The sequence below is a fragment of the Brevibacillus sp. NSP2.1 genome (assembly GCF_000470975.2).
GTDB classification, from domain to species: Bacteria; Bacillota; Bacilli; order Brevibacillales; family Brevibacillaceae; genus Brevibacillus; species Brevibacillus agri.
In genome coordinates, this window is sequence record NZ_CP048274.1 from 4139161 (window position 1) to 4155728 (window position 16568).

16 protein-coding genes and 2 pseudogenes are annotated in these 16568 nt (G+C 54.5%); 5 read left to right on the forward strand and 13 right to left on the reverse strand.

The genetic code is table 11. From position 1 onward, the window contains the following. Positions 1-18 precede the first annotated feature (18 nt). The 8 genes and pseudogenes from M655_RS20085 to M655_RS20120 all read right to left on the reverse strand — a co-directional run bounded on the left by M655_RS20085 (position 19) and on the right by M655_RS20120 (position 9164). Complete coding sequence (locus M655_RS20085; protein ID WP_026557724.1) at positions 19-1338, reverse strand: MFS transporter; 1320 nt, start codon at positions 1336-1338, stop codon at positions 19-21. Positions 1339-1664: 326 nt separating this feature from the next. Beyond that, positions 1665-2669: a TAXI family TRAP transporter solute-binding subunit gene (locus M655_RS20090; RefSeq protein ID WP_026557723.1), complete on the reverse strand. Its 1005-nt coding sequence runs from the start codon at positions 2667-2669 to the stop codon at positions 1665-1667. After that, complete coding sequence (locus M655_RS20095) at positions 2666-4033, reverse strand: sigma-54-dependent transcriptional regulator (RefSeq protein WP_007783674.1); 1368 nt, start codon at positions 4031-4033, stop codon at positions 2666-2668. The genes M655_RS20090 and M655_RS20095 overlap by 4 nt, the downstream gene beginning before the upstream one ends. Then, on the reverse strand, positions 4014-5954 hold the full coding sequence (locus tag M655_RS20100) for a transporter substrate-binding domain-containing protein (RefSeq protein ID WP_237716641.1): 1941 nt from the start codon (positions 5952-5954) through the stop codon (positions 4014-4016). Before M655_RS20100 ends, M655_RS20095 begins: the two co-directional genes overlap by 20 nt. 193 nt (positions 5955-6147) lie before the next feature. After that, positions 6148-6525 (reverse strand): VOC family protein, encoded by a 378-nt coding sequence (locus M655_RS20105; RefSeq protein WP_007783671.1) that lies wholly within the window; start codon positions 6523-6525, stop codon positions 6148-6150. Between the two features lie 254 nt (positions 6526-6779). After that, a pseudogene (locus tag M655_RS20110) lies at positions 6780-7856 on the reverse strand (RNA-guided endonuclease TnpB family protein). Between the two features lie 8 nt (positions 7857-7864). Then, positions 7865-8116 (reverse strand): annotated as a pseudogene (tnpA, locus tag M655_RS20115) (IS200/IS605 family transposase); the annotation flags it as partial. Between the two features lie 151 nt (positions 8117-8267). Further along, a complete protein-coding gene (locus tag M655_RS20120) occupies positions 8268-9164 on the reverse strand; it encodes a DUF6597 domain-containing transcriptional factor (RefSeq protein WP_286085872.1) in 897 nt (298 codons plus the stop codon). Positions 9165-9309: 145 nt separating this feature from the next. On the opposite strand from M655_RS20120, the gene M655_RS20125 reads away from it, so the two are divergent. The 4 genes from M655_RS20125 (at position 9310) to M655_RS20140 (ending at position 12654) form a co-directional block, all read left to right on the forward strand. Continuing rightward, entirely contained in the window at positions 9310-10080 is a 771-nt protein-coding gene (locus M655_RS20125; RefSeq protein WP_007786219.1) for a YheC/YheD family protein, read from the forward strand. A gap of 185 nt (positions 10081-10265) precedes the next feature. Further along, entirely contained in the window at positions 10266-10862 is a 597-nt protein-coding gene (locus M655_RS20130) for a substrate-binding domain-containing protein (protein ID WP_026557721.1), read from the forward strand. A gap of 359 nt (positions 10863-11221) precedes the next feature. After that, the gene (locus M655_RS20135; RefSeq protein ID WP_007786216.1) at positions 11222-12202 is read left to right on the forward strand and encodes an adenine deaminase; all 981 of its coding nucleotides are present in this window, start codon (positions 11222-11224) and stop codon (positions 12200-12202) included. After that, positions 12178-12654: an adenine deaminase C-terminal domain-containing protein gene (locus M655_RS20140; protein ID WP_051353925.1), complete on the forward strand. Its 477-nt coding sequence runs from the start codon at positions 12178-12180 to the stop codon at positions 12652-12654. The genes M655_RS20135 and M655_RS20140 overlap by 25 nt, the downstream gene beginning before the upstream one ends. A 140-nt stretch (positions 12655-12794) precedes the next feature. Here M655_RS20140 and M655_RS20145 read toward each other — a convergent pair whose 3' ends face one another. From M655_RS20145 to M655_RS20160, 4 genes are all read right to left on the reverse strand, one after another. Then, a complete protein-coding gene (locus M655_RS20145; protein ID WP_165329005.1) occupies positions 12795-12935 on the reverse strand; it encodes a hypothetical protein in 141 nt (46 codons plus the stop codon). A gap of 115 nt (positions 12936-13050) precedes the next feature. Beyond that, a complete protein-coding gene (gene mscL / locus M655_RS20150; protein ID WP_005834464.1) occupies positions 13051-13515 on the reverse strand; it encodes a large conductance mechanosensitive channel protein MscL in 465 nt (154 codons plus the stop codon). Between the two features lie 12 nt (positions 13516-13527). After that, complete coding sequence (locus M655_RS20155) at positions 13528-14460, reverse strand: nucleoside hydrolase (RefSeq protein WP_007786210.1); 933 nt, start codon at positions 14458-14460, stop codon at positions 13528-13530. After that, entirely contained in the window at positions 14457-15341 is an 885-nt protein-coding gene (locus M655_RS20160; protein ID WP_005834468.1) for a nucleoside hydrolase, read from the reverse strand. Before M655_RS20160 ends, M655_RS20155 begins: the two co-directional genes overlap by 4 nt. A 231-nt stretch (positions 15342-15572) precedes the next feature. Between M655_RS20160 and M655_RS20165 the strand changes: the two genes are divergently transcribed. Next, entirely contained in the window at positions 15573-15905 is a 333-nt protein-coding gene (locus M655_RS20165) for a hypothetical protein (protein WP_005834470.1), read from the forward strand. A 437-nt stretch (positions 15906-16342) separates the two neighbouring features. Here M655_RS20165 and M655_RS20170 read toward each other — a convergent pair whose 3' ends face one another. Then, entirely contained in the window at positions 16343-16558 is a 216-nt protein-coding gene (locus M655_RS20170) for a hypothetical protein (RefSeq protein ID WP_005834472.1), read from the reverse strand. Between the last annotated feature and the right edge of the window lie 10 nt (positions 16559-16568).

The window sequence follows — 16568 nt, forward strand, 5'->3', positions numbered from 1 at the left end:
AAAGCTCCTGCTTCGTGTTTAGCTTACGTTCTTGTTCGTGTCCAGCTCGGCTTCAATGCGAGACTCTTTGGACGTCTCGCCCATGCGCCAGTACGTAATCAGGCTGATCGCAATACAGCCGGCGACGTAGTAGTAGAACAGCGATTCGGAGCCGATGTTTTTCAGTCCGAGCGCGATGAACTCTGCGGTTCCCCCGAACACGGCAACGGTGATCGCATACGGGAAGCCTACGCCGAGCGCGCGAATTTCCGTCGGGAACAGCTCCGCTTTGACAATCGCGTTGATCGAGGTGTAGCCGGTGACGATGATAAGACCTGTCAGCATCAGCAGGAAGGCTACCATCGGGCTTTTCGTCTGCTCCATCATCAGGAACATCGGTACGGTAAACAGCGTCCCTACAATCCCGAAGGTCATCAAGAGCGGACGGCGGCCGATCCGGTCAGACAGCATGCCCGCAATCGGTTGCAGCACTACGAAGACCAACAGGGCCGTAAAGTTGATCCAGCTCACGGTCTCTTTCGGGAGTCCCACTGTGTTGACCATGAATTTTTGCAAATACGTCGTGTACGTGTTAAAAGCAATCGTTCCACCGAGCGTAAGACCGACAACCGTCAGCACCGCTTTTGGATGCTTCATCAAGGCGCGCAAGGTTCCTGCGCTCTCGCGGCTCTTTTTCTCCATTTTCGAAAATTGCTCGGATTCGTCCATCGAACGGCGCAGCCACAGTACAGCCAAAGCGCCCAATGCTCCGATGACGAACGGAATGCGCCAGCCCCATGCGTGCATGTCGGCTTCGCTGAGAATTTGCTGGAGCACGATCTGTACCCCAAGAGCCAAAAGCTGTCCGGCAATCAAAGTGACGTACTGGAAGCTGGAGTAGAAGCCGCGGCGGCCGCTGCTTGCCATCTCGGACAAATACGTCGCGGAGGTGCCGTATTCTCCCCCCAGGGACAAACCTTGCAGCAGGCGAGCGAGAACGAGAATAATAGGCGCATAAATGCCAATAGTGCTATAGCCTGGCGTCAAGGCGATAATCAGGGAACCGCTGGCCATGACCGTAATCGAAAGCGTCAGCGCTGCCCGTCTGCCGTGACGGTCGGCGTAGCGACCCATCAGCAAGCTTCCGATCGGGCGCATCAAAAAGCCGATGGCGAAGATGGCCGCTGTGTTGAGCAACTGGCTGGTCGGGTCTCCTTTTGGAAAAAACTCGGATGAAAAGTACACGGCAAACGCAGAGTAGACATACCAGTCATACCATTCGATCAGATTGCCGATCGAACCTTTGAAGATGTTTCCCGTGATGCGTCGCGAATTGGCGCGATCGTTTGCTTGATTCACTGTTCTTCCTCCTTGTTGTTGATTCTAGCCAGAAACCGTCCTGCTTCCCCGAAAGCGGAATGTAATCGGTTTCAAAACGCAATCGCAATCATAGTAAAGCAAGTTTCGTGCCAAGCTTCTTCCGCGCGGCCCACTCGTAACGGCGCAGATGCGGATGACGCCCAGGTTTCTGTAGAATTTTTCGACGTGCCAGAATGTTTTGCGAAGAAAGTCTCTCAAGCAAGCGCACGCTCGCCCAGCCTTCCCCACGCAAAAACCCGGCAAAAAACTCCGTTCGATGCGGAATTTATTGCCGGGTCGATCGTTTGTCGCGTACTTTTTTTCCTCTATGGCGTTTGTCCCTGAGGCCGCGCCAGCTCGGCGTAGTATTTGGCAGCGCCCGGATGGAGCGGCACGACCAGTTCCTTGCCCGCCGTTTGCCTGTCAATTTGCTTGGCGGCTTCGTGCGCGGCTTGCAGGGCGTCGAGGTTTTCAAAAAACGTTTTCGTCAGCCGGTACACCTGCTCGTCGCCCATGCCCGAGCGGACGAGCAAGATGTTGCGAATCGCGACCGTCGGGACGGCCTTGTCGTTTTGGTAGATGCCCGGGGGAAGCTGTGCTTTTTCAAAAAAGGCAAAGCGCTTCGTCAGCTTCTCGATGTCTTCGGGCAAAATCGGCACGATCGCCACGTCATGGGTGGCTTGCAGGTCCAAAACCGCCGAATTGGGCAGGCCGGAGGTGACAAAGGCGGCGTCAATCGCGTTGTTTTTCAATTGCTCAATCGCCTCTGCGTACGAAAGGTACTCGGGCCGGATATCTTTGTACGCGATGCCGTGCTCGTTCAAGATCATCCGCGCGTTGACTTCTACCCCGCTGTTCGGCGCGCCGACGCCTACCCGCTTCCCTTTTAGATCGTAGACCGAACGAATGTCCCGGTCCTTGAGCGTGACGATTTGCACATAGTTCAAGTACAGCCCGGCAATCGACTTCACATGCACAGCAGGCCCGCTCGCCTGAAAGCTTTCCAGGCCGCCCAGCGCAAACGAAGCGACGTCCGACATCGCAAAAGCCACATCCGCCTTGTCGCTCTCCAGCAGGTGGACGTTTTCCACGGAGCCGTCCGAGGAGCGCACCGCCGTCTTGTAGCCGAGCTGGTTATGATACACCTTCGCCAATGCTCCCCCGATGAGGTCGTAGGGGCCGGAAGCTCCCCCTGTCGCAATCGTCAAAAACGGCTGCTCGTCGCCCGAATCGGGTTGGGCTGACTCCGGCTTTGGCGTGCAGCCTGCTGCCAAAAGGGCCAGGCCGATTGCAGCGACAGCGACAGTGAGCCATGCGTTGACTGCTCTCATTCTGCACCCCGCAAATATTGCTTCAGTTTGTCGCGCAATCCCCGCTCGCTGATCGCGAGCTGTCTGGCCGTATTCAGCCGATGCCCGCCGTTTTTCTCCAGCGTATAGAGGATGTACATGCGCTCCGCTTCGGCGAGCGTCAAGCCTTCCGGAAGCAACAGGCCGCGCTCTGCCGCCTCTCTGACTGTGCCCCCGCTGCGGTTTTCGCGCACCGCTTCCGGCAGGTCGCGCGGTTCAATGACCTCATTTTCCGAGAGGGCTACTGCGTATTCGAGCATGTTGGACAGCTCCCGCACATTGCCAGGGTAGGCGTAGTGATACAGCATCCGCTTGGCATCCGGGCTGAACGTTTTCTTGCGCACGCCCATGTTGGCCGAATACAGCGCCAGAAAATGCTCCACGAGCAACGGCACATCCTCCCTGCGCTCACGCAAAGGCGGCAGATGGATCGGGATGACGTTCAGGCGGTAGTACAAATCCTCGCGAAAATTCCCTTTGGCGACTTCCTCCTGCAAATTGCGGTTCGTGGCGGAAATGATTCGCACATCCACTTCCTTCGGCTGCTGCGAGCCGATCGGGGTCACCACCTTCTCCTGGATGACCCGCAATATTTTCGCTTGCAAGGCGAGCGGCATTTCGCCGATTTCATCGAGAAAAATCGTGCCCCCGTCCGACCGCTCAAACAGCCCTTGCTGCTTGGCGTAGGCCCCAGTAAACGCCCCTTTTTCATGCCCGAACAATTCGCTCTCCAAGAGCGGCTCCGGGATCGCCGCACAATTGATGACGGAAAACGCGCCCTTTTGCCGCTCGCCCTGGTAGTGGATCGCGCGGGCGACCAGCTCTTTTCCGGTGCCGCTCTCGCCTGTTATCAGCACATTCGAGTTGATGTCCTTGACCTTCTGGATCAATTGGAAAACTTTTTGCATGGCACTGCTCTTGCCGATGATGCCCGCATACGTTTCCTGCTGGCGCACCGCCTGGCTCAGCACCTGAACCTGCTGATGAAGCTGCTGGAAGGCCAGCGCCTTGCCGAGCAGAAGCTTCACTTCCTCCAGATTGAGCGGCTTCGTCAAGTAATGGTAAGCTCCTGCCTTCATGGCCTCGACGGACGATTCGATGGAGCCGTAGGCCGTCATCATGATGATGACCACATCCGGCTTTTTTTCCTTGATCTGACGCAACAGCTCCATGCCGCTCGCTCCGCGCAAATTCAGATCGAGCAAAATGCCGTCGATCGGCTCCTGATCCAGCACTTGCAAGCTTTCCTCCGGCCCGGAAGCGGTAAACACGCGGTATTCGTCTTCCAGGGCAAAGGAAAGCGACGAACAGATCGCCCGTTCATCGTCAATGATTAAAATGTTCATCGCATATCCCTCCTTTGGCAAATGTCAGGAAAAACGTGGTGCCCGTCCCAGGCGCGCTGCGCACGTCAATCTCTCCCCCGTGCTCGCGCATGATTTTTTGGCTGAGGTACAGACCAAGCCCGATCCCTTGGCTTTTCGTTGTGTAAAAAGGCTGGAACAGATGAAGCTGCTCCTGCTCGCCGATGCCCGGCCCGGAATCGGCAATCGCCAGGCATACCGTGTGCGCTTCTGTCGGCAGCACGGAAAAAGTCAGGCGCTTGTCCTCCGAATAGGCCATCGCCTCAATGGCGTTGAGCAGCAAGTTTATCAGCACCTGCTTGATGCGGTCGCGGTCGACGAACACGTCCACAGCGAGGCCAGGCTCGACTGTGACCCGTATCCGTTCGCTTTCGATTCGTTTGGCAAAAAGCCCCAGCACGGACTGCACCAGCTCCTGCAAGTTTTCCCGTTTTCGCTGCATCGGCTTTTCCCGCGAGTAGTCGAGCAAATCTTCAATGATCCGGTTCATCCTCGCCACTTCTTCCGGCACGTGCTCCACAAGCTCTCTGCGAAAGCGCTCGTCGTTCAGCTTCTTCGGCAAAAGCTCGGCAAACGTCTTGATCGCCGTGAGCGGATTGCGGATTTCGTGGGCGATGCCTGCGACCAGCTCGCCCAGCGCCCGCATTTTTTCCTGCGCGATCAGCCGCGCCTGCAAATGCTTTTGCTCGGTCCTGTCCTGCAAGCAAAGAATCCCGCCCACCTGCTGGCCCGCTCCGTTGGTCAAGGCGGCGAGGTAGTAATGCACAATCCGGCCCGAGCCATCGCCCAGGTGCAACTCACCTTCGAGCATGTGCCCGTCCCCCATGTGCAGCGCCTGGCGGATCGGCAGTTGAGGCAGACAATCCCATACGGATGGCTGGGCAGCCTTTTCCATTTGTCCAAGCAATTTTTGTGCCGCGTGATTGATGAGCGTAATCCTGCCTTCCCGATCAAACGACAAGATCCCGTTGTCGACGCTGTTTAACACGGTCGTCTGAAAAGCGAAGCTGTCCGCCAACGCGGCTGTTTGCCTCCGGACCGCTTTTTGCAGACGGTTGTTCCAGAAAAAGCTTCCGGCCAAGACGATGACGACAATCCCCATCACGATCAAGAGCCCGTACACGAGCTTGCGCCACCAGTCGATCGCAAGCGCGCTGTACGGCTCCAGATGCCGCGAGTAAAGCTGCTCGTACATCCCGTTGTGGTGCAGTTGGGCCAAGCCCTCGTTGAGCTTGTTGACCAGTTCGTAGTTGCCTTCGCGGACGGCAAACGCATAGTCGGACGGCGGAATCAGCCCGGTGCGAATCCGGTAGTCTTGCTGCCTGCCCGTTCCCGCAAGCACGTATTCGGCCGTCCAGCGGTTGCCCAAAAACACGTCCGCCCGGCCCAAAAAGAGCATCTCCAAAGCGTCCGGCTGGCTGAAGGCGACCAGCCGTTTGCCGCCGCGAATGTTCTCCAACTGCGCGATGCCCGCGTCATCCCGCTGAATCGCCACGACTTTTCCGCGCAAATCATTAATCGCGGAAATGTCCCGGATGGCTGCTGGCACGACCAGCGCGTCCGCCGCCGTCAAATACGAATCGCTGAAGTCAAACAACGTGTCGCGCGTGCTCGTATATTTCATCCCGACCACCAGGTCCAGCTTGCCTTCTGTAAGCCAGGTGACCGTCTCCTCCCACTCCAGCGGAACATACTCGATCTGATAGCCGCGTAGAGAGTCCATGCTGCGGATCAGCTCGATGTCAAAGCCTGCCGCTTCCCCGTTTTTGTCCACGTAAGACAAGGGCGGCAGCCTTTTGTCGAAGCCGACGCGCAGGATGCGCTCCTCCTGGGCCTGCGCTTCTGCGGGCGCAGCCTGTGGCCAACAAAGAATCAGTGTGAATAAAGCCAAAAGTACAGCCATCTTTTGCAAAAAACGCCCGCCTCCTTCCTCGCGCTATCGCTGTTGCCTGTCCTGTTTTGCCGATCGGTTAACAAGCTTATTATGGACGAACCAACCAGGCTTGAAAAGAATCATGCCCGCGAAAACGAAAACAAGCCGATCCTCTTGTCCGAAAGAGAGTCGGCTTGCATTCGTTTTTTTTGCCACCGTGCCTTTAGGCAAACAGGCTAATCAGGTTTCCATCCGGGTCTTTGACAATCGCATAGCGCTGGCCCCAGACGGCATCCCACGGCTCGCGGTGGCTTTCGTAGCCATGCTCGACGATTTTGGCATACAACGCATCCAGGGCTGCGGCATCGTCGCATAAAAAGGCCAGCTCGATTCTGTGTCCGCTCGCCGGCTCCCATCCGCCGTACACGCTTTTGGCGATCTCCACCGTGTCAAAAGCCAGGCGCACGCCATCCTGTGCGACTTCCACGTGCTGCTCTTCGTTCGCCTGCTCCGGGATCGCAAACCCGAGCACGCGGTAAAAGTCTAGCGCCTTTTTCATGTCCTGCACGACCAGTCCTACCATATCCAGCTTGATTCCCATTTGCTTTCCTCCTGCGTTTTCCAAGTAGTTCCCGCCATGCCGCTGCATGCGCGAGCGAGGTTCTTTCCCAACAATAGCAGACAAGCCTATTCACTTGCTTTTGAGACTCCCACGGCTAAAGCCGCAAGCCTTCCACCTTGCGGTGTACGGGTGGGATTCTTGAATGACTAAGCGTTCGCAGTCCATTTCTGTTTTGAACAGCCTTCAAGATGAGGGCATCTCATTGCCCCTCCTAAGACAGTGCATATAGCATCTTAGGCTGATTGACTGTTACCATCAATCACAGGTGCATATCGAATGTTCATAGCACCGACTAAATCACGATGTTTTTCGAATCCACATTTGCATTTATACTTACGGTCTTGTGCCTTATTCTTCTAAGAGCATTTAGGGCATGTCTGACTTGTGTATGCAGGATTCACATGCTCAACTCTAATACCAACTAAATTCGCTTTATATTCAATGAACTGACACAGGCGATAAAATGACCAAGTATGCAGATTCTTTTCGTTTATACGGCTTGTTCTTGCCGTCTGTCTAATATTCGCCAGTTGCTCCAAGCGAATGACAGAAATTTTATTGTCTTTTGCAAAATTTACGATAGCACGACTAACCTTATGGTCTTAGTCTTTCATCCAACGTTGTTCTTTACCTTTTGAACTACGAATCGCATTTACCCTTTTCTTTTTGCCTAATGCTTTGCGTTCAGAACGAAACTTACGCTTCATGTACTTATTTTGTCTGCCACTCCCAAAGAAACGTACCTTTTCATCATCTGTTACAACAACGGCAGGAACTTTTAATCCCAAATCAACCCCCATGACTTTTACTCCTGTTCCTTCCATAGTAGGTATCGTGACAGAAATTTGGGCAATCCATTTATTTGCTTTCTGTGTGATTCGAAGCGTACCTAATTTGTGTTTTAGCAAAGCAAAGCTACGGTTGTCTTTATCAACTAACAAAGCACGGATAGGTGTTTTAGTTACCTTGCCGTCAATCATAATCGGCATGGAAATGTGCGTGAAATCAAACGAATAGTTTTGATTGTTCCAAATGCAGACAGGTTTTTTCAAAACAGGAACAGTAGTGAATTTGCTTTTCTTCACTTTCTTAAACACACTTGTAGCGTCCTTGATAGCTTGATTTTTAACGGCACTAGGCAAAGAAGCAGAAATATCCTTACTCGACTTCTTTGTGCTTTTCTTTCCAGCAACCATTTCGGAAACGAGAGTATTGATAGTGGAGAGGTACGTTTGACTCATCTCACGCAAAATAGAAGCCTGTTCTTCTGTTGGAAGCAATTTCACTTTGACTGTGATGGTCTGCGACATGACTTTCACCCCCTTGTTTTCTGTTCTTCGACATATCGGCTTAATGATGGGAGTGCGTTGAGGAACATATGCGTATGGTCTTTGTGGCATTCAAGAGCAACAATCACAATTTGCAGTTCCTCACATCCTTCATGTACCAACTCTTTGAAGCGTTGTTCTACATCTGCTTGCAGAAAAATCTTTCTTCTGTACCGAGGGCAGAACACAAAATGGTAGTTTAATAATGAAAGGGTTGTGCTTGTTCTTCTGTATTCGTTCATACACCTATTGTATCAGTTTTCTTTATATACTACAACATATGAACAACAAAAAAGAGTGGAATTTTCAAATACTTGAAGTACCACAAACCTTCGGTTTATTCGTGGTACTCCGTATTTTGACCTCACTCTCATCCCGCCCCTAAAGGGGGTGCTATCGCACCGTAGCGGGCTTTCTCGTTCGGAAAATCTGTAAAAAACGGACAACTTCACCCGGCTGCGCCCGCGCTCCGCGCACGGCGAAAATTCCGCCCGTCGTCTCGCCGTAGTAGGCGCGAAAGCTTTTGATGACGTGCGACTGGTCGTAGTAGCCGCATTGTACGGCCGCGTCTGCAAAGGAAGCAGCCTGCCCTTTGGCGAGCAGTTGCAGCAAGCTCTGAAACTGGATGATGCGGGACAGCTCCTTCGGCCCGATGCCGAGCGCCTGCTGGAACATCCGGCGCACATTTCGTTCGCTGTAGCACACTTTTTCCGCCAGCGCCGCAACCGACAGATTCCCCTGATGCTCGTACAGATGCTGCATACAGGTCAACAAGAGCGCATTTTGCCGCATCCCGTCGCGGTTCAGGCTCTGCATCAGCAGCCGCTCCGCCCAGGCAATCCGCTGGGCCGTGTCCGCCGCGTCCAGCATTCCTTCCATCGCCCACAGCGCCTCGCTCCCCCAGAGGTCCTCCAGCAAAACGTGCGCAGCGCTGACCTCCGCCACCGGAAAGCGGAAAAAACGGTCGGCCTCCTCCACGAAAAAACGGATGCCGAACATCGCCTGCGGCTCTACCAGCGGCATGAGTTCATAGGCGGTCATCAGTCCGGTGACAAACGCGCCGCGCCCGAACGATCTCGCTCCCAGATCGAAAATGATGTCGACGCAGCCGTCCGGGATGACTCTGTGCAAAAGCGGCGTGCTCTGCCCGTGGCCGTGGAACTGCGAAGTCCAATAGCAGGCCACGTAATTCGCCAGGCTTTTGCTGGGCAAGTATTCGCGATAGCTGTACTGGTCGTCGGAGCCCGTCCCTTGCAAGATCGGCGGCTGGACTGGTTGGTATCGTCTCATCTCGTTCTCCGTTTCCGTTCGCATTTGCTTTTCCTAGAACATATTTTCCCCGCAATTGCCCAACTCCTGCTCACTTTTTTCCATTTTGCTGTATATGTTAGCAAGAATGGAACTTTGATCTTTGCAAAAAGGCGAGGTGTCTAACTTGATCTCCTCCTCCAAATGGAGCCTTCATCAGTTTTTTTCCAAAAGCCCGCACATTCGTCCGTATTTGCCCCCTACAGACTTGTACCAGCCCGCTCTGTTGGAACCTTATCTTGCGAAGTACACGACCGTCTACATCAAGCCGACGCGAACCCACATGGGCAAAGGCATCATGCGCGTCTTGCAAACGGCGGACGGCTACCAGTTTGTAAAAGAGCGTGGCGAGCCTGTCCGGGTTGCCTCGCTGGCGGAGCTGAAGCAGCAGCTTGCCCGCCAGTGTACCGAAAAAAACTACATCATCCAAAAAGGGCTGGATTTGGCTGAGCTGAACGGCCGCCCGTACGACATTCGCGTCATGATGATGCGCAACGGCCTCGGGAAATGGCAATATGCCGGGATGCTGGCAAAAGTAGCCGGAGCTGACAGCGTCATCACGAACGTCGCCCGCGGAGGCGGCTACGCCGTCACAGTCCCTCACGCCTTGTCCAAGTCGCAAGCGGTCGCGCCGGAAAAAATCAAGGAGGTCGTCTCCCGGTTGATCCGCGTCAGCCACCGCGTCTGCGCCCATTTCAACAAATACCGCCACAGCGCGCAAATCGGGGTTGATTTCGCCATCGACAAAGCGGGCCAGCTCTCGATCATCGAGGTCAACTACGACTTCCCTTCTCACGCCCTGTTTGCGAAGCTCAAGGACAAAACATACTTCCGCACCATCAAGCGGCTGCATTTTCAGTACAAAAACCGGGGGAAGCGCAAAAAGAAAAACGTTTGACGAATACGGCAGAAAACGCTGCGGATAGGGCTTTCAGATCGCCTCTGATTCTCTATCTTTTCTTTTTGCGGGTTGCGGGCAAAAAATGAGCAGAATGCTACGATTCTCTCAACAGAAGTTAATTGATTAACTGATACGTTTAACCAAGCGTTGGCAAAATCATCTTCATCGGCCTGTTTTCGGACATGTCCTTCCAGCAAAGTATCCAGAGCGTCCTCGACTGGAATATTCCCGTCGTCTACGCCAATCGCTGCATTCCGTTCGCCGGATTTCCGCTGCTGTACCCGGACTTGGTCAAGGCCAGCCGTCTAGGCACCGAGTATTTGCGCTCCAGCGGAAAGCGGCGGCTCGCCTTCGTCCACAAGCAATTGCCCGACCATCTGCTCCCTTATTTTCTCGACGGGTACCGCCAGGCGACCGGAAGCGCGGAAAAACCGTTGCTGCTGGAAATGGCCGATAGCATGGACCTGGCAAAAGACTGCATCCCGGCCCTGTTGCAACACAACATTGACGGCGTCTTCGTCCTGAACGAGCTAAGTGCCGTCTGTCTGACAAAAGCATTGGTGCAGGCAAACATCCGGATTCCCGAAGACATGGCGGTGCTGAGTCTGGGCAACTCCTTGATGTCGGAAATCTCTACGCCCGAGCTGACTTGCGTGGACTTGCACAACCGCGAGCTCGGGGTCAAAAGCGCCGAGATCATTTTAAGCCAGATTCGCAAAGAAGAGTTCGAACCCGTCACCATACTGGAGCCGTTCATCGTCGTGCGCAACTCCGCCTGACTTTTTCAAAAGAATAGCCGGCCGTTCGAAAACCTGGCTGCGCCACGGGCTTGGCTCAGCCTTGGTTGCCCTTTCTTGTACACTCTTCATCTGCGCAAAAAAGACTTCGCGTCTTTTGAGCTTTCGTTTCCCCTTTTAGTTAAACGTTTAACTACAACCGTTTTCCTCTGCCGACAAGCTTTCCCACATGTTTTTTTGCTGGTTGAGTTAAACGTTTAACTGAATGTTTTGCTCCATGCTACATACGTTTCGCAAACGCATTTAGTTAAACGATTAACTAACCCTCTCCATTCGATAAGTGCAGAGCTTACTCGCTCTCCTTATATAAATTTTTCCCAAGGAAAGGAAGAACTGAAGCCATGAAGCAAACAGAAACGAACCACCTTGAACAAGTCCGTGCGATTTTCGCTATTTTGCACGGCAAGAAGGAAGCCGACCTGCTATTAAAAAACCTGAATATTCTGGATGTGCATGGAGAAACCGTCTACCACGGCTCCCTGCTCGTTTACGACAAGCGAATCGTCGCGCTCAATCCGGACGAGTCGGTCATCCGGGTCAAAGAAGTGTTTGACGGGCAAGGGCTGTATGCAATCCCCGGCTTGATCGATGCCCACCTGCACTTCGAATCCCAGCTCGCCCACCCGACAGCGCTTGCGGAAGCGATGGTGCCGTGCGGGACTACGACGATTTTTGCCGAATGTCTCGACCTGCTCAGCGAGGCTGGCGAAGACGGGGTACGCGCCGCGCAAAACTTGTTCCGCGACTATGACAAGCTGCCTTACCGCCTGTACGCTTTTGCTCCCCGCAAAAAGACGGCGGCTTGGGTGACCAAGGAAGTGCTGGAGATGGAGCCGGTCATCGGGTTAGGCGAATTTGAGCACTTCACCTACAGCAAAGGCGATGAGGACGATTTCCAGAAAGCGGCCTGGGTGCGGGCAAAAGGCGGCTTCATGAACGGACACTGGGGCCTGACCGCTCTGCCGGACATGGTGCTGAACTACTTGCCTGCGATCGGGGTATCCAACAACCACGACGTCTGGAACGGCGACGACATCGAAAAAAGCATTCGCTACGGTTTCCCGACGCAGATCAAGTTCGGCGTCGGCAGCAGCGAAGTCATCCAGACGCTGTTGCGCTCCATCGTCGACCGCAAGTTCCCGACGGAAAACTTCATGCTCTGCACGGACAATATTTCGATTGAACGCTTGCGGAAGCTGGGCCACATGGATTGGATCATTTCGCTTTGCGCCCAGATGGGCATCAGTCCGATCAAGGCGATAAAATGGCTTCCTACAATACCGCCAAGGCGTATCATATGGACGATCAGATCGGCTCTTTGACACCAGGCCGTTTTGCCGATATCGTTTCGACAGACAGCTTGTCGCAGATCAACCCGCTGTACGTCTTCAAAGACGGCGAACTGATTGCCAAGGACCTGTCCGTCATTCGCCGCTATGCCGATGGCAAGCGCCACGTCGTCAACGGCTTGTTTAAAGGCGTGTACGTCGAGCACGGCGCCGTGGCAACCTCCTGGCCCGCTCCGCTCCCCTACTTTGTCGTCGTCGGACAGGACAGTGCGGAGATGTGCTACTGCGCCAAAGTAGTGGACAAGTATTCGGGAGCGTGCATCGTGACCGACAACCAGACTAACAAAAGCGTACTGCCGCTGGAAATCTACGGCGTGATGGCAAACATGACCGCAAGCGAGCTGACCAAAAGCGCCGACGCGATTGACGCCGCGCTGGAGGAACTGGGCAACCGCAACGAAGGTGAGCCTGTCGTGAACAAGTGAACAAGCTGCTCAGCCTGTTTATTTCCTTGCATCGCTTCCGCTTCATGGAATAGCGGCAGAGTCGACAGATGCTCCGGTTTTTTGCCCGGCGTCCTCTCCCGCTTTTTACGTGAATCCTTTCGTTTAAAAAAGAAAGCGCTTTAAAAGCGCGGGCCAGGCCCCTCATGGAACATCCTCTCCCGCTGCCTGCGCAACTGCTGGGGGAACATCAAAACAGCTTTCGACTGCTCCCTCCTGGTCGCCTCGGCGTGCATCGGCCTGCTGTTCCTGGGCGAAATCATGTTCAAGTCGCCTTTTCGCGCACGGTACAAACCTGGTTAAAAAAACAAAAGCAAGCCGCACCAGTTGGTCGGCTTGCTTTTTCGTTTTGCGTCTTCTGTACGCTCAAGTCTGTAGTTATTCGTGCGCCAACGCCGCTCCGTTTGTATCGAGCATGGAGGTGCAATGCGGGCAGCGGGTCGCCTTGATCGGAATGGTCGTGATGCAATGCGGGCATTCCTTCGTCGTTTCCGGCGCTTTGACCACTTCCTGCTTGCGCTTGAAGCGGTTCAACTGCTTGATGACGATGAAGATAGAAAACGCGATAATCAGAAAATCAATGACAGAATTCAGGAAAAGTCCGTAGTTCAGGGTTGCAGCCCCGCCGTTTTTTGCTTCCGCAAGCGTATTGTAATGAACGCCGTTCAGCGCGATGAACAGATTCGTAAAATCAACTTTGCCCAAAAGCAGACCGATTAACGGCGTAATAATGTCGTTGACCAAAGAAGTCACGATTTTGCCGAAGGCTCCCCCGATGACAACCCCGACGGCCAGATCGAGCACATTTCCTTTTAACGCAAACTCTTTGAACTCTTTCAACATAACGATTCCTCCTTAATTTCCCATGACATGCCGCAAAAAATGCTGCACAAAACGCTCGTGGTCGACCTTCAGGCAAACTTGTACATTCGCAGCCTGGGCAGGACGAGCCCGCCTGTCGCCAATCGTGCGCGCGTCGCTTGCGCCCCCGGAAGTGTCGACTTCGACGTGCATCGGGACGGCCTTCACAAACGTCGGGTCAATCACGACGCCGACCGCCAGCGGATCGTGCAGGCCGCAGCCGCGCACATTGCCTACCGTCGCGTAAGCGTCCATGTACAGCTCGCACATATCGGCAAACACCCGGCTTACAGGCGTGTCACGCGCTCTCCATTCCCGCAGGTGCTCGCGCGTAAGCAGCGTCTGCATCGTCACGTCAAGCCCCACCAGTGTCATCGGGATACCTGACTGCATGACGAAAGCGGCCGCTTCCGGATCGGCGCAGATGTTGGCCTCCGCCACTGGCGTGCGATTGCCCGGCACGGTGACCGCTCCGCCCATCGCGACGACCTGCTCGATGAGCGTGACGATTTCCGGCGCCGCCATGATCGCCCGGGCGAGATTGGTCATGCTTCCGACCATGATGAGCGTAATTTGGCCAGGATTCGCCTTGATTGTGGAGATGAGAAACTGCGTGGCGCTCTCTGGCTGTGCGGCTGTCACGGGCGGCGGCAGGACGACATTGCCCAGACCGTTTTCGCCGTGGAACAGCCGTGCCTTGCCCGTCAGCTCGCGGACGATCGGACGGGCCGCTCCCTGGTAAACAGGGATGTCGGCTGCGCCCAGCAGCTCTAGCATTTGCAGCGTATTTCTCGTCGCTTCCTCGACGGTAATATTGCCAAACGTCGTCGTGATCCCGCATACCTCCAGGGCCGGGGAGTGAATAGCGTAGGAGATCGCCAACGCGTCGTCAATGCCCGTATCCACGTCCAAAATGACTTTTTTCACGATCGTCCATCCCCTTTCTCCGGCAGTTGCTGCAGTCCTGCGAGCACAGCCCCGGCTTTGATGCCTACGCACACGGCCGCGTCTGTGCCCACGCTTGGTTTCGCCCTCAGATCGGCGAGCAGGGCGCCGCGCGACAATTCGCTCTGGCACTCGACCGCAAGCTTCATTTGCTCGACAAAAATGCGCTCAGGGGACTCGGCTGCCATAATCGCTGCCAGCGCGTGAACGGCAGAAGCTGTTTTTTCCGCGGAAAAGAAAGCCTCTGCCTCTGCTGCTGTCACAAGCCCAGCCGCCTTCGCACGCTTTGCCAACTCGTCTATGTACGCCTCCGCCGCCGACAGCGATTCCGTCGCGTCCAACGGAACGAACAGAAGCGGCAGCCGTGCTGCCAGGACGAACGCCGCCGCTTCCGGGTCCGCGTGCAGATTGGCTTCCGCGACCGACGTCACGTCTCCCGGCACGCGAATCGCGCCGCCCCGCACGACCAGCCGTTCAAGCGCTGATGTCCATTCGTGGTTCCTCGCCATTGCCATCGCCACTGTCGTCAAACGCCCCAGCGTCACCAGCGTGTACGGATTGGCCGAATCGTGCCTCAGCTCGGACAAAAATGACACGCCGTCACTGGTCGCAGCAGCCCCTGCCTGCGCGTCTGTTTCTCTGTGAAAAAGCGGCCGGCTCGCACCTGCCACTACCGGAATTGTTGCATTTGGCTGCACCAGCTCGATCAGCTTTTGCGCCAGCCTGATGCCGCGCTGCGGCTCTGCGTCGGTAACGACGATGCCGCTCACCTGAACGTTTGCCGATTGCAGCGCATACCAGAGCGCCAATGCTTGATCGAGCCCGCCGCTATAATCAATCAGCAGCCGCTGTTTTTGTGCCATGGCTTCCACTCCCCGCTCTGTCTCTCATTTCTCGTAAAATGTGCTGTCCCTATGCTATCTAAATCGGCTGAAACCGTCAAATGTCAACAAGCATCCGCCATCTCTCCTATTGCAACGAGCTGGAGACTATTTTACACTTAATCTTGGTTTCGACAAAATTCGTCAACATCCACACTTCAGGCTGGCCGAATCGATCGCGTTTCGCCCGTCTTTGAAAAAGGAGCAAGAGACATGCCCTCTGTGGAAAACAACGCAACCGACTTTCTTTCCCTCGCCAAGCAGCAGCTTGTCCACGCTATCATCCAAGCCAAAACAAAACCATATTTGCCCGTGTGGGGAGAGCTTTTTACTTCCTTGCGCGACATTGCCAGAATCGGGCGGCAGAGAGAGGAAAACATTATGCTCTACTTGCTGCAGCCGACTGGCTCCATGTGGTATTTGTACAAGGAAAACCGCTTTCACGCTGATCTGCCCGATCCTGGCATCTCGATCTCGCTGTCGCAGAAGCAGTTGATTGACGCCTTGCTGAAAGGCAGCTTTTCCCCGAAAATCCCGTCTGCGTAAACGGCCGGCCCGCTCTGTTCGCCGAGTGGTTTTTGCTCTGTCTTGCGGCAAACAAAAAAATCCCAGGATCGTTTCCTGGGAAGAGGTAGTACGGAAGTATTCTACATCTACAAACCTACAAGATCTAGCTGTATATTCAGGTAATTGTACCTATTCTATCCATTCAAAAAGCTGTGTGTTTCGTTGCGAGTCTGCTTCTTCTCCTGCTGCCAAATTCCCGCAGATTTACCCGCTTGAAAAAAAGAGGCGGCCCTCCTGCACAGTTTGGGTACCGCCATCCCGAACTTCCCCAAGTTCGTTCATATTGGAATTGTACTATGAAACTCTCTTATCGAAAAGTGTCAGGTTTTGTTTTATAGCGAAATAATGGGAAAAACGGTCGGAAAAGCAGAAAAAAAGCAAATCCCTGCCCCGTTTTCACGAGCAGGGATTCATTCCTACTTGGTATCCTTGCCGATTACGTCAGCAGCTCTCGGCCCAAATACGATGTACAAATAGACGTACTGGCTGACGCTCACTCTGGGAAAGACGAAGGCAACCCCTGTCTTCCCTGCGTACTGCCTGACCACAAACCGCAATTTGCCCGCTTTCAACCTTTTCAGGATGCGTGTCGCTTCTCGCCACGGTACGGAAAACTGGACGTTTTTTTCCATCAGCACCAAC

Excerpts from the sequence above, each read along its gene's own strand:
- M655_RS20090 (WP_026557723.1), bottom strand. The coding sequence starts at position 2,669 with ATGAGAGCAGTCAACGCATGGCTCACTGTCGCTGTCGCTGCAATCGGC.
- M655_RS20095 (WP_007783674.1), bottom strand. The coding sequence starts at position 4,033 with ATGAACATTTTAATCATTGACGATGAACGGGCGATCTGTTCGTCGCTT.
- M655_RS20100 (WP_237716641.1), bottom strand. The coding sequence starts at position 5,954 with ATGGCTGTACTTTTGGCTTTATTCACACTGATTCTTTGTTGGCCACAG.
- M655_RS20105 (WP_007783671.1), bottom strand. The coding sequence starts at position 6,525 with ATGGGAATCAAGCTGGATATGGTAGGACTGGTCGTGCAGGACATGAAA.
- M655_RS20120 (WP_286085872.1), bottom strand. The coding sequence starts at position 9,164 with ATGAGACGATACCAACCAGTCCAGCCGCCGATCTTGCAAGGGACGGGC.
- M655_RS20130 (WP_026557721.1), top strand. The coding sequence starts at position 10,266 with ATGTCCTTCCAGCAAAGTATCCAGAGCGTCCTCGACTGGAATATTCCC.
- M655_RS20135 (WP_007786216.1), top strand. The coding sequence starts at position 11,222 with ATGAAGCAAACAGAAACGAACCACCTTGAACAAGTCCGTGCGATTTTC.
- M655_RS20140 (WP_051353925.1), top strand. The coding sequence starts at position 12,178 with ATGGACGATCAGATCGGCTCTTTGACACCAGGCCGTTTTGCCGATATC.
- M655_RS20145 (WP_165329005.1), bottom strand. The coding sequence starts at position 12,935 with ATGATTTCGCCCAGGAACAGCAGGCCGATGCACGCCGAGGCGACCAGG.
- mscL (WP_005834464.1), bottom strand. The coding sequence starts at position 13,515 with ATGTTGAAAGAGTTCAAAGAGTTTGCGTTAAAAGGAAATGTGCTCGAT.
- M655_RS20160 (WP_005834468.1), bottom strand. The coding sequence starts at position 15,341 with ATGGCACAAAAACAGCGGCTGCTGATTGATTATAGCGGCGGGCTCGAT.
- M655_RS20165 (WP_005834470.1), top strand. The coding sequence starts at position 15,573 with ATGCCCTCTGTGGAAAACAACGCAACCGACTTTCTTTCCCTCGCCAAG.
- M655_RS20170 (WP_005834472.1), bottom strand. The coding sequence starts at position 16,558 with ATGGAAAAAAACGTCCAGTTTTCCGTACCGTGGCGAGAAGCGACACGC.